The sequence below is a fragment of the Clostridium moniliforme genome (assembly GCF_017873235.1).
Taxonomy (GTDB): domain Bacteria; phylum Bacillota; class Clostridia; order Clostridiales; family Clostridiaceae; genus Clostridium; species Clostridium moniliforme.
The window spans coordinates 433,604-458,708 of sequence record NZ_JAGGJZ010000001.1; the positions used below are offsets into that span (position 1 = coordinate 433,604).

General features: G+C 26.8%; 26 protein-coding genes and 1 pseudogene. 9 read left to right on the top strand and 18 right to left on the bottom strand.

The window, feature by feature from the left end:
• Positions 1 to 113: 113 nt before the first annotated feature.
• Positions 114 to 1,685, top strand: coding sequence for a DEAD/DEAH box helicase (locus tag J2Z53_RS02025; RefSeq protein WP_209795555.1), 1,572 nt, complete (start codon positions 114 to 116; stop codon positions 1,683 to 1,685).
• 194 nt (positions 1,686 to 1,879) lie between these two features.
• On the opposite strand, the gene J2Z53_RS12900 is transcribed toward J2Z53_RS02025, so the two are convergent.
• The 7 genes from J2Z53_RS12900 to J2Z53_RS02055 all read right to left on the bottom strand — a co-directional run bounded on the left by J2Z53_RS12900 (position 1,880) and on the right by J2Z53_RS02055 (position 7,632).
• Positions 1,880 to 2,011, bottom strand: a complete 132-nt coding sequence (locus J2Z53_RS12900) for a hypothetical protein (protein WP_268835743.1) — start codon at positions 2,009 to 2,011, stop codon at positions 1,880 to 1,882.
• Positions 2,012 to 2,111: 100 nt separating this feature from the next.
• On the bottom strand, positions 2,112 to 2,966 hold the full coding sequence (locus tag J2Z53_RS02030) for an NAD(P)/FAD-dependent oxidoreductase (RefSeq protein WP_209795556.1): 855 nt from the start codon (positions 2,964 to 2,966) through the stop codon (positions 2,112 to 2,114).
• A gap of 12 nt (positions 2,967 to 2,978) precedes the next feature.
• Entirely contained in the window at positions 2,979 to 3,293 is a 315-nt protein-coding gene (trxA, locus tag J2Z53_RS02035) for a thioredoxin (RefSeq protein WP_209795557.1), read from the bottom strand.
• 224 nt (positions 3,294 to 3,517) lie between these two features.
• Positions 3,518 to 5,230, bottom strand: a complete 1,713-nt coding sequence (locus J2Z53_RS02040) for an ABC transporter ATP-binding protein (RefSeq protein WP_209795558.1) — start codon at positions 5,228 to 5,230, stop codon at positions 3,518 to 3,520.
• Between the two features lie 9 nt (positions 5,231 to 5,239).
• Positions 5,240 to 5,911: an ABC transporter ATP-binding protein gene (locus J2Z53_RS02045; protein ID WP_209795559.1), complete on the bottom strand. Its 672-nt coding sequence runs from the start codon at positions 5,909 to 5,911 to the stop codon at positions 5,240 to 5,242.
• Positions 5,904 to 6,665 carry an ABC transporter permease gene (locus J2Z53_RS02050; RefSeq protein ID WP_209795560.1) on the bottom strand — a complete coding sequence of 254 codons (762 nt, stop codon included), beginning with the start codon at positions 6,663 to 6,665 and terminating at the stop codon, positions 5,904 to 5,906. Before J2Z53_RS02050 ends, J2Z53_RS02045 begins: the two co-directional genes overlap by 8 nt.
• Positions 6,640 to 7,632 carry an ABC transporter substrate-binding protein gene (locus J2Z53_RS02055; RefSeq protein WP_209795561.1) on the bottom strand — a complete coding sequence of 331 codons (993 nt, stop codon included), beginning with the start codon at positions 7,630 to 7,632 and terminating at the stop codon, positions 6,640 to 6,642. Before J2Z53_RS02055 ends, J2Z53_RS02050 begins: the two co-directional genes overlap by 26 nt.
• 223 nt (positions 7,633 to 7,855) lie before the next feature.
• On the opposite strand from J2Z53_RS02055, the gene J2Z53_RS02060 reads away from it, so the two are divergent.
• Positions 7,856 to 10,477 (top strand): cation-translocating P-type ATPase, encoded by a 2,622-nt coding sequence (locus tag J2Z53_RS02060; RefSeq protein WP_234925747.1) that lies wholly within the window; start codon positions 7,856 to 7,858, stop codon positions 10,475 to 10,477.
• A 99-nt stretch (positions 10,478 to 10,576) separates the two neighbouring features.
• On the opposite strand, the gene J2Z53_RS02065 is transcribed toward J2Z53_RS02060, so the two are convergent.
• On the bottom strand, positions 10,577 to 11,407 hold the full coding sequence (locus J2Z53_RS02065; protein ID WP_209795562.1) for a CvfB family protein: 831 nt from the start codon (positions 11,405 to 11,407) through the stop codon (positions 10,577 to 10,579).
• A gap of 14 nt (positions 11,408 to 11,421) precedes the next feature.
• The gene (locus J2Z53_RS02070; RefSeq protein WP_209795563.1) at positions 11,422 to 11,922 is read right to left on the bottom strand and encodes a gamma carbonic anhydrase family protein; all 501 of its coding nucleotides are present in this window, start codon (positions 11,920 to 11,922) and stop codon (positions 11,422 to 11,424) included.
• Between the two features lie 117 nt (positions 11,923 to 12,039).
• On the opposite strand from J2Z53_RS02070, the gene J2Z53_RS02075 reads away from it, so the two are divergent.
• Positions 12,040 to 13,047, top strand: coding sequence for a CehA/McbA family metallohydrolase domain-containing protein (locus tag J2Z53_RS02075; protein WP_209795564.1), 1,008 nt, complete (start codon positions 12,040 to 12,042; stop codon positions 13,045 to 13,047).
• Between the two features lie 14 nt (positions 13,048 to 13,061).
• Here J2Z53_RS02075 and J2Z53_RS02080 read toward each other — a convergent pair whose 3' ends face one another.
• The gene (locus J2Z53_RS02080; RefSeq protein ID WP_209795565.1) at positions 13,062 to 13,397 is read right to left on the bottom strand and encodes a hypothetical protein; all 336 of its coding nucleotides are present in this window, start codon (positions 13,395 to 13,397) and stop codon (positions 13,062 to 13,064) included.
• Positions 13,398 to 13,649: 252 nt separating this feature from the next.
• Between J2Z53_RS02080 and J2Z53_RS02085 the strand changes: the two are divergent.
• Positions 13,650 to 14,117: pseudogene (locus J2Z53_RS02085) on the top strand (Lrp/AsnC ligand binding domain-containing protein).
• Positions 14,118 to 14,197: 80 nt separating this feature from the next.
• Positions 14,198 to 14,401 (top strand): DUF378 domain-containing protein, encoded by a 204-nt coding sequence (locus J2Z53_RS02090; protein ID WP_209795566.1) that lies wholly within the window; start codon positions 14,198 to 14,200, stop codon positions 14,399 to 14,401.
• Between the two features lie 164 nt (positions 14,402 to 14,565).
• Here the strand turns inward: J2Z53_RS02090 and feoB (J2Z53_RS02095) are convergent, their stop codons facing one another.
• The 6 genes from feoB (J2Z53_RS02095) to J2Z53_RS02120 form a co-directional block, all read right to left on the bottom strand.
• Complete coding sequence (gene feoB, locus J2Z53_RS02095) at positions 14,566 to 16,569, bottom strand: ferrous iron transport protein B (RefSeq protein ID WP_209795567.1); 2,004 nt, start codon at positions 16,567 to 16,569, stop codon at positions 14,566 to 14,568.
• A gap of 27 nt (positions 16,570 to 16,596) precedes the next feature.
• Entirely contained in the window at positions 16,597 to 16,812 is a 216-nt protein-coding gene (locus J2Z53_RS02100) for a FeoA family protein (RefSeq protein WP_209795568.1), read from the bottom strand.
• 12 nt (positions 16,813 to 16,824) lie between these two features.
• Positions 16,825 to 17,043 (bottom strand): FeoA family protein, encoded by a 219-nt coding sequence (locus tag J2Z53_RS02105; protein WP_209795569.1) that lies wholly within the window; start codon positions 17,041 to 17,043, stop codon positions 16,825 to 16,827.
• 34 nt (positions 17,044 to 17,077) lie between these two features.
• On the bottom strand, positions 17,078 to 17,335 hold the full coding sequence (locus J2Z53_RS02110) for a FeoC-like transcriptional regulator (RefSeq protein ID WP_209795570.1): 258 nt from the start codon (positions 17,333 to 17,335) through the stop codon (positions 17,078 to 17,080).
• 225 nt (positions 17,336 to 17,560) lie between these two features.
• Complete coding sequence (locus tag J2Z53_RS02115; RefSeq protein WP_209795571.1) at positions 17,561 to 19,312, bottom strand: phosphoenolpyruvate carboxykinase (ATP); 1,752 nt, start codon at positions 19,310 to 19,312, stop codon at positions 17,561 to 17,563.
• A gap of 206 nt (positions 19,313 to 19,518) precedes the next feature.
• Positions 19,519 to 20,229, bottom strand: a complete 711-nt coding sequence (locus J2Z53_RS02120) for a lysophospholipid acyltransferase family protein (protein WP_209795572.1) — start codon at positions 20,227 to 20,229, stop codon at positions 19,519 to 19,521.
• Between the two features lie 78 nt (positions 20,230 to 20,307).
• Between J2Z53_RS02120 and J2Z53_RS02125 the strand changes: the two genes are divergently transcribed.
• On the top strand, positions 20,308 to 21,216 hold the full coding sequence (locus J2Z53_RS02125) for a ComEC/Rec2 family competence protein (RefSeq protein ID WP_407927651.1): 909 nt from the start codon (positions 20,308 to 20,310) through the stop codon (positions 21,214 to 21,216).
• A 21-nt stretch (positions 21,217 to 21,237) separates the two neighbouring features.
• Here the strand turns inward: J2Z53_RS02125 and J2Z53_RS02130 are convergent, their stop codons facing one another.
• A complete protein-coding gene (locus J2Z53_RS02130; RefSeq protein ID WP_209795573.1) occupies positions 21,238 to 21,954 on the bottom strand; it encodes a ribonuclease H-like domain-containing protein in 717 nt (238 codons plus the stop codon).
• 14 nt (positions 21,955 to 21,968) lie between these two features.
• Positions 21,969 to 22,700, bottom strand: coding sequence for an HAD-IB family hydrolase (locus J2Z53_RS02135; RefSeq protein ID WP_209795574.1), 732 nt, complete (start codon positions 22,698 to 22,700; stop codon positions 21,969 to 21,971).
• 231 nt (positions 22,701 to 22,931) lie between these two features.
• Here J2Z53_RS02135 and J2Z53_RS02140 point away from each other — a divergent pair, with 231 nt between their 5' ends.
• Genes J2Z53_RS02140 through J2Z53_RS02150 form a run of 3 tightly spaced genes read left to right on the top strand, consistent with a single transcriptional unit; the run spans position 22,932 to position 25,082 of the window.
• Entirely contained in the window at positions 22,932 to 23,150 is a 219-nt protein-coding gene (locus J2Z53_RS02140) for a FeoA family protein (RefSeq protein ID WP_209795575.1), read from the top strand.
• Between the two features lie 13 nt (positions 23,151 to 23,163).
• A complete protein-coding gene (feoB, locus tag J2Z53_RS02145; protein ID WP_209795576.1) occupies positions 23,164 to 24,924 on the top strand; it encodes a ferrous iron transport protein B in 1,761 nt (586 codons plus the stop codon).
• A gap of 14 nt (positions 24,925 to 24,938) precedes the next feature.
• Complete coding sequence (locus J2Z53_RS02150; RefSeq protein WP_209795577.1) at positions 24,939 to 25,082, top strand: FeoB-associated Cys-rich membrane protein; 144 nt, start codon at positions 24,939 to 24,941, stop codon at positions 25,080 to 25,082.
• The last annotated feature ends 23 nt before the right edge of the window (positions 25,083 to 25,105 follow it).

Here is a 25,105-nt window from a genome sequence, read left to right on the forward strand (position 1 = left end):
AATATATTAATCCTCCTTTACAATTACCCATTCTATAAGATATACTTAGTAAGTTGATAATAATTAATTATAGAATGTACGGTACAAATATATATAAATGAAGGGAAATTTTAATGAATAATATAAAATTTGAAGATTTAAACTTAAGACCAAGTATCTTAAAGGCAATAACTGACTTAGGATATGAGGCACCATCACAAATACAAGCTCAAAGTATACCACTAGCTACAGAAGGATATGACTTAATAGGTCAAGCTCAAACAGGAACTGGAAAAACTGCTGCATTTGGTTGCTCAATACTTAATACTTTTGAAAAATCAAATAATGTTGGTGCACTAATTCTTACTCCTACAAGAGAACTTGCAATTCAAGTTTATGAAGAATTTAAAAAACTTACTAAATATGAAAAACTACAAGTCTTACCTGTATATGGTGGAGATTCAATAACTAAACAAATAAAGGCATTAAACCAACATGTTGATATAGTTGTCGGAACACCAGGTAGAGTTCTTGATTTAATAAGAAGAAAGAAGCTTATCTTAAATAATGCTAAATATTTAGTATTAGATGAAGCTGACGAAATGCTTAACATGGGATTTATAGATGATATTGAAAGTGTTATAAAGGAGCTTCCAGAAGAACGTCAAACACTTTTATTCTCTGCCACAATGCCAGCTCAAATTAAAAAATTAGCTAATAAGTATATGAAAAAAGATGCTAAGCATATAGAAATTAAAAAAGTTGCTATGACAGTATCAAAAATAGAACAAAAATACTTTGAAGTTAATCATAAAAATAAATTTGAAGCATTATGTAGAGTTTTAGACTTTGATACTCCAGAAATCGCTATAATATTCTGTAAAACTAAAAAGGGTGTTGATGAGCTAGTTCAAGAAATGCAAAGTAAAAATTATGTTGTTGAGGGAATGCACGGAGATATGTCTCAAGTTCATAGAATGAAAACTTTAAAGAGATTTAAAGAAGGCTCTTTGAACTTCTTAGTTGCAACAGATGTTGCTGCAAGAGGAATAGATGTTGATGGAGTTACTCACGTTATAAACTATGATTTAACTCAAGATGTTGAAAGTTATGTTCATAGAATTGGAAGAACAGGAAGAGCTAATAGAGAAGGTACTGCTTATTCATTTGTTACTCCAAGAGAAAATGGAATGATGAGAGAAATAAAAAAAGTAACTAAAGGCAATATAGAAAAGGGAACTATACCTACAGTTGATGAAATACTTGAAAATAAACTTAAAAACAAGTATTCAAGTATAGAAGGAGCTCTTCAAAAGAAAGCCTATAAGAAATACTTACCTCTTGCTGAAAATATAGCTGAAAACTTTGATCCAGTTGATGCTATTGCTGCATTATTAAAAATGCAATTTGACAAAGAAATGTCTTTTGATTATAAAGAAAATGCTTTAAAATCTCCAAAATCACAAGAAGTTAGACTATTCTTCTCAATAGGTAAAAGGGATAAACTTTCACCTAAAACTTTTGTTAAATTTATTGTAGATAAAGCTAGAGTAAACGGATCTAAAATAAATAAAATCGATATACTTGAGAGTTTCTCTTTTGTTTCAGTAGAACCAGATATACAAAAGAAAGTAATTGAAAAATGTTCAGGACTAAAACTTAACGGAAGAAGAGTTAACGTAGAAGTTGCGACAAAAAGAAAATAAATTTTAAGCAAGGTTAATCTACCTTGCTTTTTTTATAATATATTTTTATTGAATTCTAAAGTTATATAAAATTAAAATATAAATCTATTTTTTAAGTAAATATTTATTATAACAAAAAAAGAAAAGAGTAGTATTTAATTAAATCACTACCCTTTTCTAAATATCTTCTATAAACATAAAAATTTATATCCTTTCTATTTTGAAGATAATCTTTCTGATAAAGTCTTTAATTCTTTAAGATTTAATGATGAAAGACTTTTTCTTGTGTATTTACTTTTAGATGAATTTTTTCTTATTCTTGATATAAATACTTCTCTATAATTCATATAATACCCTCCTTTTTAAATTTAATTACATTATACCTATTTATATTATAATTATGAAATATAAATAACAAAATGCCAGATATATAAACTGGCATTTTTATTATCCTAAATATGAAACTGCACTAAGTGCAGCAATATTGCCTTCTCCAGCAGATTTTATATATTGATAAGGCTTACCAACACAATCCCCTGCTGCGAAACATCCTTTAATATTTGTGCGCATTAATCTATCTACTTTAATATGTCCATCTTCTATTTCAAGACCTGGAACTAATTGAGTTGGTGGAACAGCATTTTTTAATAAAAATATCCCATCTGTTTCTAACTCTTTCCCACTTTTAAATATTATTTTTGAAACTTTAGAATCTCCTACAATTTCTGAAGGTCTATCATCTATAATAGTTATTCTTTCATTCAATTTATAATTACCCTTATACATTGGAACAAAGAATACCTCTCCTGCTAACTCATTAACAAAATTTGCTTCTTCTTCTCCTTCTTCTGTATAACTTATTATTGTTACCCTTTTGCCTTTATAAAGTGGGGCATCACAAGTTGCACAATATCCAACTCCTCTACCAAGGAATTCTTCTTCACCCTTTAATGGTTTAGTATACTCTGTACCTGTTGCTAATATAACTGTTTTAGCTTCATACATATTTTGATTAACCATTAAAGAAAAATAATCACCCATTGAATAAATGTTATTTATTCTTTCAGGTATAATTTCAATTCCCATTTTATCCAAATGACTTTGAAAATCATTTAAAAGATCTTTACCAGTTCCTGAAGTAAAACCTAAGTAATTGTTAACTTTTGGAGCTTTTTCTAACTTGTCACTAAGATTTTTGCTACCAAAAATTATAAAAGATTTATTTCTAATCTTTGCATTTAGTGCTGCTGATAAACCTGCAGGTCCACTTCCCACTATTGCAATATCATATCTTTTTTCCATAAAAGTAGCCTCTTATTTATTTTTTTCAATTAATGCTTTTATTTGATCCTTTGGTAAAAATCCTACAACAGTATCAACTTCTTTTCCATCTTTAAACAATTTTATTGTTGGTATACTTTGTATTTCATATTTATTTGCTACATTTGGACTTTCATCAACATCTATCTTTATAAACTTAATATCTTCCATTTCTGTTTCTAATTCTTCTAAAATTGGAGCTATCATCTTGCATGGTCCACACCAAGTTGCAAAAAAATCAACAAGAACTACTCCCTTTTCATCTATAACTTCTTTATTAAAATCATTATCTCCTATATGTCTTGGCATAATTTTTTCCTCCTGTTTTATACCCCCAAGGGGTATATCTTTTTTTATTAATAATATACCTTTTTATATTATTAGTCAATACTATTTTTAACTATTCTTTTTAATGTTTCTCATAATAATTTTTCAAGTTTCAAATTTATTTTTATTATATCTTAAATTATTTTTATTAAAATATAATTATAAAAAGGACTTTTATAATAAAAAGTCCCTTTTTTATAATTTTTTTAATCAATTTTCATTGCTAAAGTATATAGATCATAATAAGTTCCTTTTTTATTCATAAGCTCATTATGACTACCTTTTTCTTCAATGCCCTCATCAGTTAAAACAACTATTTCATCTGCATTTCTTATAGTTGATAATCTATGGGCAACAACTATTGTTGTTCTTCCAAGGCAAAGTTTCTCTAATGATTTTTGTATCATAGCCTCAGTTGTATTGTCAAGTGCTGATGTTGCCTCATCTAATATTAAAATTTTAGGATTCTTTAAAAATACTCTAGCTATTGATATTCTTTGTTTTTGACCACCAGATAATTTCACTCCACGCTCTCCAATATAAGTTTCATATCCATCCTTTTGTTCCATTATAAAGTCATGAATATTTGCCATTTTACAAGCTTCTATTATCTCTTCATCGGTAGCTTCCATATTACCATAGAGAATATTTTCTTTTATTGTACCTGTAAATAAAAATACTTCTTGTTGAACCATACCAATATTTTTTCTTAAAGAATCAGCTTTAATATTATAAATACTTTCTCCATCAATTAAAATATCTCCACTATCTATTTCATAAAATCTAGGAATCAAATTACAAAAAGTTGTCTTACCTCCACCTGAAGGTCCAACTAATGCTACCATCTTTCCAGCTTCAATATCTAATGAAATTCCTTCTAATATTTTTTTATCTTCATAACTAAAGTGAACATTGTCAAACTTTATATCCCCTTTAATATTCTTTAAATCCTTAGCATTTTCTTTATCCTTTTCTTTAGGTAGCTTTAAAATATCAGTAAATCTATTAAATCCGCTCATTCCATTTTGATATTGTTCCATAAAGTTTATTAATTTTTTAATTGGATCTGTAAATAACTTTATATAAAGAACATAAGCCATAAAATCACCAATATTAATCTTATTATATAAAGTAAAAATTCCACCTAAAATTAATACTACATAATTTAATAAATCAACATAAAAATTAGCTCCTGCAAAATACTGAGCCATAACTTTATATGCCCTTTCTCTTGCTCTTTTAAATCTTGTATTACCAACTTCAAACTTTTCTATTTCATACTTTTCACTTACAAAAGCCTTTGAAACTTTAATTCCAGAAATACTATTTTGAAGTGTCGCATTTACAAAACCTGTTTCTTCCCTTGTTTTAAGAAAGGCTCTATGCATTCTCTTTCTTTGAATTAAAGTGAAAATAACTATTATAGGAATAAAAGCAAATATAATAAGAGTTAATATTAAATTTATATTTACAAGTATAATAAATGAACCAAATAGCATTATAATTGAAATGAATAAATCTTCCGGTCCATGATGGGCAAGTTCTGAAATATCATTTAAATCATTTACTATTCTAGACATTATATCTCCAGTTTTATTATTATCAAAGTATGTATTAGGAAGTCTTTGAAGGTGAGTATATAAGTCTCTTCTCATATCTCCTTGCATTCTAACTCCAACCACATGTCCCCAATACTGCATAAAGTAACCACAAATAGCTTTAACAATAAATATTAAAATAAGTGTTATTCCAAAGTAACTTATCATTTTTAAATCTTTATCTGGTATAGATATGTTTATAAGTTCTTTTGTCATATATGGATATACTAAATCACAACCTGCTGCAATTAATGCGGCAAGTAAATCTAATAAAAACAACTTTTTATATGGTTTATAATAAGTAATAAATTTTTTTAACATTTTCTCTCCTTATAGTAAATTTATAATATCTCCTTTGTGTTTTTGAAGTTCTTCTGTGAAAACTCCTTTAACCTTTAAAGGTGATTCTCCAACAACAATTACCTTTCCTTGGAAATATATACATTCATCCACATCATGTGTAACAAAAATAACTATTCTCTTATCTTCATTAAAAATCTTCTTAAATTCATCCATAATAGAATATTTCGTTTTATAATCTAAAGACTTAAATGGCTCATCCATAAGTATTACCTTTGAAGGTTTACCTAAAGCCCTTGCAATATTAATTCTTTGCTTCATTCCACCACTTAGCTTATCTGGATAAGTATTTACCCAGTCTTCTCCTGAAACCTTTTTTAATACCTCTAAAACCTTATTGTCAAGGTCTATTCCTTTATAATAATTTTTTAAAGCTAATTTTAAATTTTGTGACACTGTAAGCCATGGTATTAATCTATCTTCTTGAAAAATATAACTAACATTATTTAAATTACATCCTTCTATTGTTCCAGAATCTAATTTAAGTAGCCCTGAAATTAAATTTAATATTGTACTTTTTCCTTTTCCCGATTCTCCTATTAAACAATTAATTTTGCTATTATCTAGCACTAAATTAAAATTATCTAATACTTTCTTTTCGCCAAAACTTTTACATACATTTTTAAGTATTAATTTACTCATCTTTTTGCCACCTATAATATTTTTTAGTTAAAATTTTATTTACTAATTCAAAAAGTAAAGATATTATAGCAATAATTACTATCCAAGCAAAAATAGTTGGAGTATCAAAGTTCATCTTTGCAAGCTGTACTGATGCCCCTATACCATATTTAGGCTGTCCGTGAACTTCTCCAGCAATTACTACCTTAAAGGCTAATGATATAGTAGGAACTAATATTTTTAGTATATAAAAAATTATATTTGGCACATATACCTTTTTAACTTTTTCTAAAGTTGGTACTTCATATATTTTCATCATTTCTTCTAATTTTTTATCATTTTTAGTTAAAGTATTTAAAATGCCATCATAAAGAATTGGAAATACAATTGCTATTCCTACTATAAATGGAGCATTATCTTTATCAACCCATATAAGGGCAAGAACTACTAATACAAGAGTTGGGATTGTTTTTCCTATAGAATTCAAAGGTTTTAATAGATTATTTATAAGAGGGTACAAACTTGACAGTACCCCCATTATTATTGCAAATACAAGTGCCACTCCAAAGCTGATTATTGTTCTATAAAAGCTTGAAAATACAATTAGCAAAAAATCCTTTTCTTTTACTATTTGAAATAATGAAGTTAGCACCTCTTGAAGCTTTGGAAGATATATATCATTATTAATTTTTAATGCAATTACCTGCCAAAGTAATAATAATATAAATCCTCCTATTAATATTTCAAATTTACTTTTCCATGTAGATTCCTTCATTTGGAACCTTTCCGCCTATTGACTTACTATCAAATTTATCTAATTTTTTAAAGTAAGTATTATATTCTGTCTTTGAATCCTTTATTGGAACATATTTAAGATTTGATTTTTTAATAGCTTTTCCTATTATGTTTTTATTTGCTGAAACGCCTATGCTTTCACAAATATCTCCAAGGTCCTTTTTATCTTCTACTGCATATTTTACACTGTCATCTAATTTATCTAAGAACTTTTCAACAAATTTATTATCATTTTTAATTAAGTCTTCCTTAACTATTACAGTAGCTTGAGGGAAACCGTATTTTGAATTATTTTCTTTCTTCCACTCATCATTTAAATTCATTATTACATTTAAATTTGGCTTCTTAGCTAATACTTGACTTAAAGCTGGTTCTGGAACAACTGCAAATTTTGCTTTTCCTGAAATTATTGTTGGTGCAAGTTCTGTAATTCCATTTAAATAACTAAACTTAATATCCTTATTTACATTTAAGCCTAAGTTGCTTAAAACATCTCTAGTAACTATATCTGGAGTAAGACCTTTACCTATATTATAAATTTCTTTTCCTTTTAAATCTTTTATATTTTTTATTTTTTCTGTTGATACTAAGTAAAAAGATCCCCAACCTGTTGTTGCTGCTATTTTATAACCTATCTTTTTGTTATATTGTATTGCAGCTACATTTGATGGAACTATTGCAATGTCAGCTTCGCCCTTCATTACAGAAGTTACTAATGCATCTGGAGTCTTTTCTATTGTATATTTAACATTAAATCCATCTTCTATCTTTGGATTATCTTTTATTAATTTAGCTGCACTTATAGCTGGAGGTCCATCTGGTACCATTACCTTTATTTCCTTTGCTTGTTTTGAAGCATCTGAAGTACTTTTATTACCTTCACCACAGCCTACTAACGTAAAGACTGCTACCATCATCAATAAAATACTTGCTATCTTTTTTTTCATAACTTATATCCCCCTTATATTATTAAGTTGTATTTTTAAGCTATAATCAGTATGCCTTTATAGCATATTTCATAAAGTAAATTTTGCTTTAAATTAAATTATACCAAAAAAATGCAAAATTCTCTATAAAATTACCATGTATTTATTTTACCTAATATGATTACCCTATATTTAGTAAATATTTTTAACCTTAATCATATTTTATAACGAGGTGATAATTTATATGTACAATAAAAGTATAGATAATGTATTAATAGAATTTTCTTCAGATAAAATAACAGGTTTAACTACAGAAGAAGCAAAATTAAGATTGAAAAAAAATGGTTTAAATAAGTTAGAATCTAAAAACTCTAAAACTATTATTAATATATTTTTTGATCAACTAAAGGATGCAATGATTTATATATTAATTGCTGCTGCCATAATATCTGCCTTTATGGGAGAATATAGTGATGCAATAATAATACTTATAGTTATTTTAATAAACGCAATAATAGGAGTAGTTCAAGAATCAAAAGCTGAGAAAGCTTTAGCTGCATTAAAACAATTATCAACTCCTAAAGCATTAGTTAAAAGAGATTCTGAAATTATTGAAATTCCATCAGAGGAAGTTGTACTTGGAGATATCGTTATTATTGATGCTGGAAGATATATTCCTTGCGATTTACGTTTAATTGAAACAGCTAATTTGCAAATAGAAGAATCTGCTTTTACAGGTGAATCACTTCCTGTAACTAAAGATGCAAATAAAATTTTTAATTCAGAAGAAAAAGAACCTCCAATTGGAGATAGAATTAATATGGCTTATATGTCTACCCTTTCAACTTATGGTCGTGGAATTGGAGTATGTACTGCTACCGGAATGGATACTGAAATTGGAAAGATTGCAAAAATGCTTCAAGAAGAAAAGGAAGATATGACTCCTCTTCAAAAAAGGCTATCCTCCCTCGGAAAAATTTTAGGTATAGCTGCCCTTTGTATATGTATTATTATATTTATTATTGGAATGTTTCAAGGAAGAGATTTATTTGAAATGGCATTAACTTCTATAAGTTTAGCAGTTGCTGCAATTCCTGAAGGACTTCCTGCTATAGTTGCTATAGTTTTAGCCCTTGGAGTTCAAAGAATGATTAGCAAAAATGCAATTATAAAAAAACTTCCTGCTGTTGAAACTTTAGGCTCTGTAAATATAATATGTTCAGATAAAACTGGTACATTAACTTTAAATAAAATGACTGTTAGAAAAATTTATAATAATACTGATTTAATGGATACTTCATCTATTAAAAATATTAATGAAAATACAAATATATTATTAGAAACAATGATTCTCTGTAATGATGCAACCTCTTCTGATAAAGGTGGTACAGGTGATCCAACTGAAGTTGCTCTATTAGATGTTGGAAGTTCCTTTAATTATTTTAAAGAAGATTTAGATAAAAAGTATGAAAGATTAGATGAAATCCCTTTTGATTCTGATAGAAAACTTATGAGTACATTAAACAAATATAATAATAAATTTAGGATTCATACTAAAGGTGCAATAGATTCCCTTTTTAAAATTTGTACTAAAATTTTAATTAACGATGAAATTAAACCATTAACTGATGATATAAAAAAAGATCTACTATTAAAATCAAACTTAATGTCAGATGAAGCCTTAAGAGTACTTGGGGCAGCCTATAAAGATATAGAATCTAAAGATATTAAAATTTCAGATATAGAAAAAGATTTAATATTTGTTGGTTTAATGGGAATGATTGATCCTCCAAGAAAAGAAGTGAGAGATTCAATTAAACTTTGTGATAGAGCAGGTATTAAAACAATAATGATAACTGGTGATCATAAAAATACTGCTTATGCAATTGGAAAAGAACTTGGAATATGCAATGACTTTAATGAATGTATAGAAGGAAATGAATTAGATAAATTTTCTATGGATGAACTTAAAAGTAATATAAATAAATATAGAATTTTTGCTCGTGTATCTCCAGAGCATAAAGTGAAAATAGTTAAAGCCTTTAGATCTTATGGCAATATTGTTTCTATGACTGGTGATGGTGTTAATGATGCACCTTCTTTAAAGTCTGCTGATATTGGTGTTGCTATGGGAATAACAGGTACTGATGTTGCAAAAGGTGCTGCTGATATGATCCTTACAGATGATAACTTTACTACAATAGTTGATGCCGTTGAAGAAGGAAGAAACATATATTCTAATATAAAAAAATCAATAACATTCTTACTTTCCTGTAATTTTGGGGAAATAATTGCCTTATTTATTTCTATACTTTTAAACTGGCAAGCTCCTCTTAAGCCAATTCATATTTTGTGGGTAAATCTTATAACAGATAGCTTTCCAGCTCTCTCTTTAGGTGTTGACCCTTTAGATGATGATGTTATGAATGAACCTCCAAGGGCTAATACAGAAGGATTATTTACTAAGGGAACACTTATTACTTTAATACTAAATGGACTAACAATTGGAATAGTTACGCTAATTGCATTTTTAACTGCATTAAAATACTATCCAAATTCAATTACTCATGCTCAAACTATGGCTTTTGTAGTTCTTAGTGTTTCTCAACTTTTCCTATCCCTTTCTATAAGAAATGCTAAAAAATCTATTTTTAAAATTGGATTATTTAAAAATAAATATTTAATCTTTTCAATTTTAGGAGGAATAGCTATTCAATTAGTAATAATATCAGTTCCTTTTTTAGCATCAATATTTAAAGTATATCCACTTTCCTTTGGAGACTTTGGCTTTGTATTTTTAATATCATTAGTACCTCTTATTATTAATGAATTAAGTAAGATATTTACAAAAAACATTAAATATTAAATTTATTATATAAAAAGAACCTATATATTTTAGATTATCTTTTAAGATTCTCCATTATATATAGGTTTAGTTTTTTATCTAAAAATTTTTAATGTATTATTATTTTAATTTTGTTCCTTCTTCACTTTGTTCAATTAGGCCTTCTTTCATTAATCCACCTAAAGCCATCTTAAAATAATTTTTACTTGTTCCAAAAACTTCTCTTATTTCTTCTGGATTAGATCTATCATTATATGCCATTACTCCATCATTTTCTCTTAAATACTTAAGAATTTTTTCTTGAATTTCAGATCTAGCATCTAATCTCTTCTTTCTTGTTGATAATCCAACAGTTCCATCTTCATATATTCTTTTAACTCTTGCTTTTAATTCATCTCCTGGATATATAGTTTCAATATGCTCATTTCCAAGTATTATGCCTCTATATTTACCATCTATTGCAACTTTAATTGTTGTTGATGTTCCTTTTCCATAAGATATTACATTTACTATATCATCAACTTTATAACCTTCTCCTTGATCTAAATAGTCATCAACATCTGTAGTTGCTGCAAGTCTTCCTGTTTTATCTAAATAAGCATAGAAAAGATACTTTTTACCTACTAAAAGTTTAAATCTTTGTTCCTTTAATGGTACAAATAAATCTTTTTCTAATCCCATATTACAGAAAGCTCCAAATTTATTTTCATCAACAACTTCTAAGTATGCAACCTTTCCAACTTCGATTAAAGGCTTTTTCATAGTTGCAATTGGTCTATCTTGAGAATCCATATATGCAAATATTTCTACCTCGTCACCAACTTCTAATGTATTGCCATTTAATAATGACTTTGGTAATAATATTTCATTATTTTTATTATCACTTAAAAAGAAGCCAAAATCTCTTTCTTTAACAACTTCTAATTTATTATATTCACCTATTTTTATCATTTTTCCTCCTATATTTAAGCATATTCTTTGCTTAACTCAATGTAATGTTTTGCAGAATTTTTTATTTCTTCTATTTCTTCTTCTGTTAATTTTCTAACTGCCCTTGCAGGATTACCAAGTATTAAAGAACCTTCTTCAAATTCTTTATTTTGAGTAACTAATGCCCCAGCACCAACAATTGAATTTTTACCTATCTTTGCTCCATTTAATATTATTGAACCCATTCCTATTAATGTATTTTCTCCTACAGTACATCCATGAACAATAGCACCATGTCCTATAGTTACATTTTCTCCAATATTTACTTCATGGTTATTTTCCACATGAATAACTGAATTTTCTTGAACATTGCTTCCCTTACCAATGTATATTCTATTTACATCTCCTCTTAATCTACTTCCAAACCAAATACTGCAATCATCTTCTATCATAACATCACCTATTATATCTACACTTTCTGATATATATGCTAGTTCGCTAATTTTTGGTTTTTTATCTCTAAAACTTTTAATCATTTTAATTCATCTCCATGTAAAATTCTTATACTATTTTATCATCTAAACAAATCATTGTCATTATTTTATATGTTATATAACTATATATAATTATAAACAATTTTAAGGATATTATTTATGAGTAAACATACTAAAACTAATATAAGCATTTTTAATTCAAAAGAACTTAATGTATTTTACGGGATACCAAACTGCTACACTTCTTATTCTTTAGGTATAGCTAATCTTTATGATGCTCTTCATTATAGCTATCATAATAATTTAGATTTTTTAATAACTACAGATCAAAATGATCTTTTAGCTCAAAATTCTTCTTATGACAAGAATAATAAATCTAAGTGGTTATCAGCCCAAAGTCTAGGAAAAAAATTTATGAAAAAAAGAGAAAACTTTGTTTATTTACTAGGCTTTGAAGGGAAAACTACCTCCTACGGTAATATTGATATAATAAACTCAAATACATTCTTTACTGGAGAAATTAAAGATATTAATTTATTAATTTTTTGGATGCTTAATAATCCAAATGCCTTCATAATAATAAAAAGACCTATTAAAACTACCTTATCAATTCCATATAGCAAAATACTAAATAGTATGATTACGTCAATAGAAGTATGTTATGGTACATTTGGAAATCGCTACAGTAGACGTGAAAAATATTATTTTAGTCTTTTGGATGCAGGATGGAAACTTGGTGCAGTAAATAGTCAAAATAATAAAAAATTAGATTTTGGAGATTATGACAACCTTACAGGGGTAATTATCCCCAAATTAACAAAAAATAATTTAATAGAAGCTTTTAGAAAACGTAGAACTTTTTCTTCTGAGTCAAGAAGCCTAAACTTTTATTTTTTAGCAAATGATACTTTAATGGGAGGAGTTCTTCCTTCTTATTGTGAAAAAATAAAATTTTCTATTATTGCGGAAGATAAAAATTACCCTATAGAAAAAATAGAAATAATTAAAAATCATGGCAAAATAGTTCATACTTTAACAAATATAAATTTATCTAAAATAAAATATTTATACGAACATACATTAGAAAATGATGAAAGCTGGTTTTTAATAAAAATATATCAAAAGGATGATAGAATAGCTATAAGTTCTCCAATATTTGTCCACTAAAAAATCCAAAGTTATTACTTTGGATTTTTATCTTTCATATGTTTAGCTCTATTTGGTTTTGCTTTTGATTTTATAACTATTTTCTTTTCTACTTTTGGTCCACCAGTTTGTTGTATATCTAAAAACCACAAGAAAAGAACCACAATAATAGGTGTCATAATTAAAGAAACCCATTGTATTTTAACTATTCCTGTCATTTGTATAACAAGTAATATGATAGCTATTGCAAGTGGTATAAACTTATTTATACGTATTTTAGTAAATACATATTTTTTACAAAGGATATATAATCCAAATATAATTGCTAACATTATTATAAATTGTAAAATTGTAAATAATACTCCAGCCATAAATTAATTACCTCCTATTTTATTTTATATACTTAATATTAAGTTAAATTTATAATCTTTTCAAGTATAATAATTGTGAAATTAACTTTATTTAAATTTTATTACTTTTTAGTAAATTTTATGTTGTTTTTATTAAAATAATAATATTTCTTAAATTTTTTAAACATTTTTCAATTTTACCTTTCTGAAATGATGATTCTTTGATAAAATATATTTTGATTTATAAATTTATTAATTCCAAGAGGTGATCCAATGGCTATAAATACAAATTTACAATTAGATGAATTAGATCTTCAAATATTAGATTTATTAATAAAGGATTGTAGAACACCATATTTAGAAATAGCTAGAATATGTCATGTAAGTGGTGGTACTATTCATGTTAGGATGAAGAAAATGGAAGATATGGGCATAATTAAAGGAACTCGTATTATTCTTAATCTTCCAAAGCTAGGATATGATGTTTGTTGCTTTGTTGGTATATATATTGATAAAACTTCTTAATTTGATTATGTAGTTGAAGAAATAAAAAATATTACTGAAGTTGTAGAACTTCATTTGACTACAGGAAATTATTCAATGTTTGCAAAATTAATATGTAGAAACATTGCTGACTTACAAGATGTATTAATGAATAAAATAAATAATATTTCTGGAATTCAAAGAACTGATACATTTATATCTCTTTCTCAATCATTAGATAGAAATATAACATTATAAACTTATAAACTTAATGAATAATATTTTCTTAAAATACTAATACTATGTTATGAAAAAATATTTTAAGGAAGTGTTTTTTTATGAAATTTCTTGATACTTTAGCACTTTTATTAGTAATAATAGGTGCAATAAATTGGGGGCTTATTGGATTTTTTCAATTTGATTTAGTTAAAGCCCTATTTGGTGATATGTCAGCTTTAAGTAGAATTGTATATTCAATTATCGGAATAGCTGGACTTTATTCAATTTCCTTTTTTGCTAAAAGCAAATATGTAAATGATTAATCAAATTTTAAATAGCATGAATTTATTATTCTATTCATGTTGGATTTTACATAAAAATATTTTTATGTAAAATCTTTATTTATTAAAGTTTTAATCATTAAGTAAAAAAAGGTTGAATTTTCTAGAATTCAACCTTTTTTTATACTTTTTTTAATATTTAAATTTTATTTAAATCCTAAGATTAATCCAACTTGATATACTATTGTAGAAACTATTAAAGCCACAATAAATGTTCCAACAGCTGCAAATACTGTCCATTTAATTGAGTTTGTTTCTCTCTTAATTGCTCCAAGCGCCGCAAGACATGGAGTAAATAAAAGCGTCATAACCATATAAGACATAGCTGATAAAGGAGTAAAATGTGCAGCTATTGCTGAAGTAATCTCTGCCCCTTCTGATACTCCGACATATAACATACCTAAAGTAGCTACAACAGTTTCTTTTGCAATTATCCCTGAGAATAGTGCTACTGAAGCCTGCCATGTAGCAAATCCAGCAAGTGCATATATTGGTGCTATAAAATTCCCAACCATTCCAAGAATTGAATTTTCTCCATATTGTTCTACTCCAAATGGTAAAACTGATAATAGCCATATTACTACAACTGCTGGGAAAATTATAACTCCAGCCTTTTTAACGAAAGCTCCGCCTTTCTCCCAAGTTAAAGTTAATACATTTTTAATTGATGGAACTCTGTAACTTGGAAGCTCCATTACAAAATATGATGTATCTCCTTTAAATAATGTCTTACTTAAAAGTTTTCCACAAAGTAATGCTATTATAATTCCTAACGCATAAAGGCTTACTAAAATAAGTGAAGCATGTGTTTGGAAGAATGCATCAATAAATACTAAGTATATTGGAAGTCTTGCTCCACAAGATACAAAAGGATTTATAAGTATAGCTATCATTCTATCTTTTTTACTTTCTAAAGTCCTTGTTGACATAATACCAGGAACATTACAACCAAATCCGATTATCATTGACACAAATGTTTTACCATGTAATCCTAAAGCTCTCATAATTCTATCCATAATATAAGCAGCTCTTGCCATGTATCCACTATCTTCTAATAATCCCATTAAGAAATACATAACCATAATTAAAGGTAAGAAGCTAAGTACAGCTCCAATACCTGCAAAAATACCATCTCCTACAAATCCAGTTAAGAAATCTGGTGCTCCAAGTCCTTGTAATTTCTCAACTACAAACCCTCCAGCATCTCCTATTAATTCTGCAACCCATTCTTGTACAGTTCCACCAATTTTAAAAGTTATATCATATAATATATACATTATAATTGCAAATATTGGTATTCCCAAAAACTTATTTGTTACAACTGCATCTATTTTGTCTGATAATGTTTTAACAGAATTCTTAGGTTTTTTAAGTATTCCTTTAGTTATATTACTGATATAATTATATCTATCATCTACTATAGCCATTTCTGGATCTAATCCTTCTGACTCTATGTATTCATCTATAAGTTCGTCGGTATTTTTTATAATATTATCGTAACCTTTTTCTTTTATGTATCCTCTTATATAACTATCATTTTCTAGTAATTTTAAAGCTATCCATTCTGATGAATAATCTAAATTTTCACTATTAACTTCTAGTTTTCTTTTTAATATATCTACCTTTTTCATTAGTTTATCATTAATATTAAAGTGTTTACTGCTATTACCACTAATATTAATTGCTTTTTCTATAAGTTTATCTATTCCATCTTTTTTAGTCGCTACTGTTTCAACAACTGGAATTCCTAATCTTTTAGATAACTCATCAGAATTTATATTTATTCCTTTACTTTTTGCATTATCCATCATATTAAGGGCTAATACTACATTTACACCAAGTTCAAGTAATTGAGCAGTTAAATATAAATTTCTTTCTAAGTTAGCTGCATCAATAACATTTATAACTACATCAGGCTTGTCTTTAATTATATAATCTCTTGCAACAATTTCATCTTCTGAATATGCACCTAAACTATATGTTCCTGGCAAATCAATTATACTGTATTCCTTATTTTTATGTTTTAGTATACCTTCTTTTTTTTCAACTGTAACTCCAGGCCAATTTCCTATATGTTGTCTTGATTTAGTTAAAATATTAAAAATACTACTTTTCCCACAATTTGGATTTCCTGCTAAAGCTATTTTCATCTTTTTGATTCCCCCTTAAAGCTCATTTTATTCTGCTAAAATTTTCTGTGCCATTCCTTTGCTGATTGCAAGTCTTGAACCACTTATTCCTATTATTAATGAAGAACCATCATTTTTTATTATTTCAATTTCTGTTCCTCTATTAACTCCCATTTCTTTAATTTTTTTGCCCATTTTCTCATTCATTTTAATATCTTTAATCATTACTGATTTTCCTTCTTGAACAAATGATATTGGCATCATAAAAATCACTCCTTATATTAAAATTGCATCAGCTTCTTCTTTTCTTAATGTTAGTTTATATCCTCTAACATAAACTTCTATTGGATCTCCAAGTGGAGCTTTACCTGTTATTTCTATTGAAACTCCTGGCGTTATTCCCATATCCATAAGTTTTCTCTTTACTAAACTATCCTTATTAAGCCCTTTAACTACTAGCTTATCTCCAACATTATAATTACCTATCTTTTTCATAAAAACACCTCTTTTAATATTTTTTTAGCTAACTTTAATCTCTTTTAGCTAAAGCTAAACCTTTATCTGTAAATTCCCATTTAACTATAGGATTTAATGACTTACTACTACATCCACAACCACATTTTTCACATTTTGTCGTACTGCAACCTTCTTTTTTTATGTATCCACTAAGTTCTAATTTCTCTTTATATTGAGCTACTATTTCTTCACTTATATCTAATGTCTTTGCTATTCCCTTTACAGAAAAGTCATGACTTTTATACATATAACTTATAATTTGTTTTAACATCTAATCACCTCTATTGATATTGATTATCACTACTGATATACTATTCATTTTCAACTTATTTGTCAACTTTTTCAATCTTTGTATAAATTAATTAACTCATTAATTCTTTATATTAATAAGTTTTACTTTAATTGTTGTTATCAATTGATATTAAAATTCACTTTCTATTAAGCTATAAAAAAAGAGCTAAGTTATCTTTTTTAACTTAACTCTTAAAATTTAATTTTATAAATTTTTAATTTCTTCAAATAATTCTAATGCAGCATCTCTTGGACCTTTCTTTTCTTCTCCCTTAACACCAAGACAAGTTCTTAACTGACCAACCTTAACATTACCTTCAAACATTGCATTAAAATATTTATCTAATAATATATCAGTTTCCTCTTGTTTTTGTGCAGGTCCAAATGGATTAGCAAAATATGATTCAACAAGTCCTGTTTCTGATGTAGTTCCCTTTGCCATTCTAGCACCTGATCTAAATACTTTAATAGCTTCGTTTGCATTATCAAAATAACTTATTGAATTCTCTCCATCTGAAACTTTATCATAGTTATTTGCATAATAGAATAAATCTACATCATATCCTTTTACAATTGCATTGTATGGTGCAACTGGCATAACAAGCCTTGCATTAATTTTGTCTGGATTCATAAATATACTTCTATCCATTTCTTTAAAGGCATAACCTTGATCTAAATCATCTAATCTTACAAAGGCACCTATTTCTGTACCATAACCAAATATTTTTCCATCCTTTAATTTGAATGTACCCATATCATCAAATATTATAGTCATATCTGAAATATAATCTTCACTTAGTGCTCTAAAAGCTTCTAAACTTTCTGATTTTCCAGCTCCACTATCTCCCATAATTACCACATTTGCAGTTTTGCCATTTTTAAGAACTATATTTACCATAGCCCCATGTATTGGAAGATTTCCTCTTTTTATCATTATTAAGTTATGAAGTGTAAGTGTCATCTTTTTCATATATCCAAAATAATCTATTTCTTCTGAATGATTTATATATCCTACCATTATATCGTTTTTCTTATCTTCATAAAATACTGTTTTTAATTCACTATCTTTTTCTTCATCTTTAACACCAAACATAAAAATCATATCTGGCTTTCTTCCTCTACACTCTTCTTTTCTAGCCATTTCAAAAAGATTACATAAAGTTATTCCATGTTCCATAAAGTCTCTGTGGAAATAAATATATGCTAAAAGCTCTCCAACCTTTGCAGGATAACAGAACCAATGGTCTTTATTCATACTTGCATATTTCAATGGATTTTCCTTTATCTCACTAAACATTCCTGTTCTTGTATTTCTCTTTGGATAAGTAATAAATGGAGTTTCTAAAAGTATACTATCTATAAATGGTATCTTTTCTAATATTTCATATCCATCTGGAACAGGCCATATTATTTTATTTAACATAAGGCATGAATTTCCTCCAGCAGGTATTTGTCTAAATACTTTTGGTTGAACTCCTAATATGTTTTTTTCAATTTTTCTATAAAGACGTAAAATTAATTTTGATAATCCATCATTGGCTTCTGTGAAGCTCATCTGAGCTAATCCACCATCAACTTTTCCACCATGAACTAAAGTATATCTTTCAAGTCTTCTCCAGAATAAATAAAATCCTTCAATTAATCTTATAAAATCTTCTTTATTTGTTAATAGCCCTCTATAATGTTCATTAAATTCAATTATTTCTTCTACATTCATTACTGTTAAAAATTTAAAAATTCTTATTAATTCTTTTCTTAATTTTATAACATCATCACAATTTAATGAATTTTGTAAATATCTATAACTTAAAGAATTCTTTCTCTTTGATTTCTTTAAAAATAAATCTAATACTCTCCTAAACCCATCACTTTCTAACAAAGATTCAAATGTAGCACAATACTTTGCTGTGAAATTAATTATTACTTTATCATTGCTCATTGAAAATTCTTTTTGCATAATTTTGCCCCCTCATGAATTTTTTACACTTTAAAAATTTCATTTTTATCACTTTTTTATCGATTTAAACCAATTATATCACACTTTTTGAAATTTTGTGAATAAAAATTTTTCATTTTTAAATTATATTCGCTTATATTCAAATTGTTCCTTTTATCTTTTATAATAAATTTTATAAAAAAAAGTTGCTTTATAAGCAACTTTTATTATACCCAAATCATATTATCTATAACCTCTTTTTGAACTCTTTCAGTTAATGTTTTTTCTTCATCTTTTGTTAAACTATCTGTATATATAGGTTTTCCAAAAACTATTGTAACTTTCCCCTTAGAAAATTTTCTATTATCTTCAAAGCATTTTGATGTTCCATCTATTGAAAATGGTACTATTGGAACTTTCGCTTTTGTTGCAAGCTTCATACTTCCTTTTTTAAATTCATGAACTTTCCCATCTTTAGCTCTAGTTCCTTCTGGAAAGATTGCCATATCATATCCACTTTTTAAGAATTCTGCTCCTTTTGCAATAACTTTAATTGCTTCTCTAACATTATCTCTATCTAAAGCTACGCAATTCATATTTTTAACCCAAAATCCTAATACAGGAATTTTAAGTACTTCTTTTTTAGCTATAAAGCCTACACCTCTACGTGATGCGTATCTTAATACTGGAATATCCAATATACTCATATGGTTTCCTATAAATGCACATGTTTCATCAGGTATATTTTCATAACCTTTTATTTCAATATCCATTCCAACTGTCTTTATTGTAACTTCACTCCATTTACCAAAAACATCTTGTCCATACTTAAATGCTTCCTTTTCTCCTTTAGTTTTATATATATAATTAAATTTAATTCCCTTTAATCTTACAAAAATCATATATATTCCATATTTAATCATCTTAAATATTTGCATTTTCTTATCCTCCTAGCATTTTTCTTAAGTCTTTAATATAATAAAAACCTTTCTTTATCTTTATTATTATACAATATGATGATAAACTATTACAGTATATATTATATAAGGAGGGATTCTTTGAATAAAAAGTTTAGAAACTTATTATGTATTTTAATGCTATTGTTATCAACTGTTTTATTTGGATGTACTAATTCATCTGATAAAAATAACTTAAATTCTTCATCTAATATGTTAGTTCACTACATAAATGTTGGACAAGGAGATGCAGAACTTATACAAGTAAATGGGAAAAATATGCTTATTGACGCTGGACCTAGATCAAATGAAAAAGATATAATTTCATATTTAAATAAACTTAAGATTAAAAAATTAGATTATGTTATTGCTACTCATCCTCATGAGGATCATATAGGTAATATGGCTGAAATAATTAACAAATATGAAATTGGAAAGTTTTATGCTCCAAAAATAGAACATAATACAAGAACTTTTGAAAATATGATTAAAGCTCTTAAAAAGAAGAATTTAAAAATCAATGTTATTAAAGAAGGAACTGATACTATTGACTTAGGTAAAAATACTAAAGTTACAGTATATTCTCCTAAAGCCAATGGCTATGGTGATAAGGGTGATTTAAATAATTACTCTCCAATAATGAAAATAACTTATGGTAAAAATTCTTTCCTATTTACAGGAGATGCAGAAAAGCTTGAAGAAAATTATGTATTAAGTAAAAATTATAACCTTAAGGCAGATGTTTTAAAATTAGGTCATCATGGTTCATCAACTTCTACAACTGATAAATTTTTAAAAGCAGTAAATCCTTCCATTGGAATTATTTCCTGTGGAATAGATAATAAATATGGACATCCGCATAAAGAAACATTAAGGAAACTAAAAAAATATAATATTAAAATATATAGAACAGATAAAGATGGTACTATAGTTCTTTCAAGTAATGGTACTGATATAACTAAAAAGTAAAAATTAAAACACTTAGAAATATTATTTTATTTCTAAGTGTTTTTCTTCTAATATATCAGTTTCTTCTTTATTTTCTATCTCTTCTTCTTTTTCTTCTAACTTAATATATTTTTTCCAGTTAGTATATATATAATATAGGTTAACAACATCTTGTTCATTGTAAAGAAGAATTTTTTCTATCTTTTCCTTTGGCATTCTTTTTATATAATCATTGTCCTTCATAACTTTATGAAAAGTCTTTGCTAAATTCGAACCACTAATAACTTCCCCTTGTCTATCAATATCAAAAATCTTTTCTAATTTTTTAAGACCTATAGAAGTTTTCATTTCTTTCTCATATGCCTTTTGAATATCTATTGAAAAAAATTCTTCTTCAAAATCATATGCTATATTATTTTTATTGAATAAGTAATTTATTACTGTAAAATCATTATTACCTGAAAATGTTGATATAGCTTTTTTACCTTCTTTTTTCATATTCGTAAAATAATTTAGAGCTAAAGTTAGAATATCTTTGCTTTCCTTTTTGTTTTCTATCATATATTGAGTTACATGAAGTATTTTTCTTTCCTTATTATATACACATGCTCCAAAGACACCTATACATTTAGGTTTTTTGTATACATAATGTTCTAAATCAAAGAATATTATATCTTCTGGTAAAACCTTATATTCATTTTCTAAAAAATCTTCTGATTCTAAATTATCTACAGGTATAATGTTTTCTTTTATAATCACAGTATCACTCTTTCTTACTCAAATTGTATATCACCTATATTAAGATTATACGTTACATCTTTTCTTTCTACAATAACATTTATTCTCTCTGACAAATCTTTATCAGATATTATTTTCTTTAAAAGTTCCTTTGTTGGATTCATACAATAAGGATTTCCTACTTTGCTAAGCATTGTATAATCTCCAGCAGTATCTCCATATGCATAACTTTCTTCTAAATCTAAATTATACTTTTCTTGTAATTCCTTAATTGCTTTTTCTTTACTTTCACTATCCCACATAGGTATTACATCACCAGTATATTTATTATCCTTATCTAATATATACTTAGCACCTCTAAAATCATTAAATCCATATTTTGATGACATCTCTTTTACTAATTCTATAGGAGAACCTGAAACGGTAATTAAAATATGTCCTTGTTCCTTGTGCCATTTTATTCTATCCCTTGTAAATGTATATACTCTATCACCTTTTTGTTCAATAACTCTCTTAGCTATAAATTCTATTTGATCGTTCTTTAATCCTTTTATAGCTTCCATATATATATCAATCATTTTTAATAAATATGTATCATAATCACCTTGGCGTCTATCCCACTTTTCAAAATCTTTTCTAACATCATTGTACCATTTTTCTGGTTTAATTATTTCATATTTAATCATTTTTTTAAAAACTTCTGTAATTAAACCTTCTCTATATAAAGTTCCATCAATGTCAAAAAAAGCTGCAATATTTTTCTCCATAAAAAAAACCTCCTCATCCTCTTTAGTAATTAACTTTTCTTTATATTATACCCATAAAAAATTTTTTTGCAAAATAATTCTACAATTATATACTTTTTAGAATATATATTTATATATTTACAAAATTTTTTATACATATTATTTTCATATTAAACATTGACTTCTAAATTCATATAGTGCTATTATAATTATATAATATGATAATGATTTTCATTGTGAGGTGTTAAACAAATGGAATTAATAAAACTAAAACCTGGCGAGCACGGTGTTATAAATGCCATTGGTGGAGATGCTAAATTAGCCAAAAGGTTGTTAGCTTTAGGCTGTATTGAAGGTACTGAAATAACACTAAAAAGAATAGCTCCTTTAGGAGACCCTTTAATAGTAAATTTTAGAGGCTTTGATTTAGCAATAAGGAAAAAAGACGCAAAGAATATTTTACTAACTTAGGGAGGAAATACAAATGACAACAATTGCTTTACTTGGCAATCCAAATGTGGGTAAAACAACTCTTTTTAATGCATTAACTGGTTCAAAACAATATGTTGGTAATTGGCCTGGTGTTACTGTTGAAAAGAAAGAAGGATACTACAAAGATATAAAAATAGTAGATTTACCTGGTATTTATGCAATGGATACTTTTTCTCATGAAGAAAAAGTTGCAAAAAACTTTTTAGAAGATGGCGATGTAGACATTATACTTAATATTGTTGATGGTTCTAATTTAGATAGAAATTTATATTTAACTACTCAACTTAAACAATTTAATAAACCAATAATTCTTGCCATTAATATGATAGATGTTGTTAATAACAAAGGTTATGAAATTGATTATAAAAAGCTTTCAGAAGAATTTGAAATTACAGTTATTCCTATTGTGGCTTCAAAAGGAAAAGGCATTGACTTAGTTAAAAATACATTAGAAAATAATAATTTTACTTATAACAATAATAATTCAAAGTACGATTTTAAAAATGAAAAAGAAGCTTATAAGTATATTGAAAAAGTGGTTCATGATTGTTTGAAGATAAAAGATTCAAACAAAAAGAATTTAACTGAAAAATTAGATAAAATTTTCTTAAATCCAATTTTAGCCTATCCTTTATTTATCATAATAATGGCATTTATGTTCCAATTTACATTTTCATGGGTTGGACAACCTATATCAGATTGGCTAGATGGATTATTAAATGATTCATTTATCCCTTGGATGCATACAGTTTTAAGTAGTGCTTCACCTTGGTTTCAATCATTATTAATTGATGGTATTATAAGCGGTGTAGGTGGAATATTAGTTCTTTTACCTGTAATACTTGCACTATTTATTTGTATAACTTTTTTAGAAGATAGTGGTTACATGGCAAGAGTTGCTTTTTTGATGGACAAACTTATGAGAAAAATGGGACTTTCAGGTAAAGCCTTTATACCAATGATTGTAGGTTTTGGTTGTACAGTTCCTGCAATTATGTCTGCAAGAACATTAGAAAGCGAAAAGGATAGAAAGCTAACAGCTCTACTTGTTCCTTTAATGTCTTGTAATGCTAGACTTCCTGTTTACGCATTATTTGCTTCAGTGTTTTTCACAGAACATAGAGGTTTAGTTGTGGCTTCACTTTATTTGTTAGGTGTTATAGTAGCATTTTTACTTGGTATTTTATTTAAGAAAACTATATTTAAAAAGGATGAAGAACCTTTTATAATAGAACTTCCAAATTATAAGTTACCTCAAGTAAAATCACTTTTAAAACAAACATTTGATAAAGGTAAGGGCTTTTTAAAGAAAGCTGGTACAATTATTTTTGCTATGAGTGTTCTTATTTGGTTCTTATCAAACTTTAATTTTCATGGAATGGTTGAAAATATTGATGAAAGTTTATTAGCTTCAATTGGTTCATTTATTGCTCCAGTTTTTTCTCCACTTGGTTTTGGTAACTGGCAGTCATCAGTTTCTCTATTAAGTGGTTTACTAGCAAAAGAAACTGTTGTTTCTACAATGGAAGTAATATTTAGTGGTGATTTAAGAGTTATTTTACCTCACTTCTTTACATCAATTTCAGCTTATTCATTTTTAATATTTACTTTACTTTATGTTCCTTGTATTTCAGCAGTAGGTACAATGAAGAAAGAATATGGAAATAAGATTACACTTTTTTCAGTTTGTTATCAACTCGTACTTGCTTGGGTTGTTGCATTTATATTCTACAACTTAGCCTCATTATTTTAATAGAAGGTGATATTATGGAAATTATAATAACAGCTGGAATTGTAATATTAGCTGCCTTTATAATATATAAAAATGTTAAGAAATCCTCTAGTGGACAGTGTAATTGTGGTTCTTGTAACAAAAATTGTCCTTCTAGAAAATTAAATATAAAAAAATAAAAATATCAGTAGGTTTTAACCTA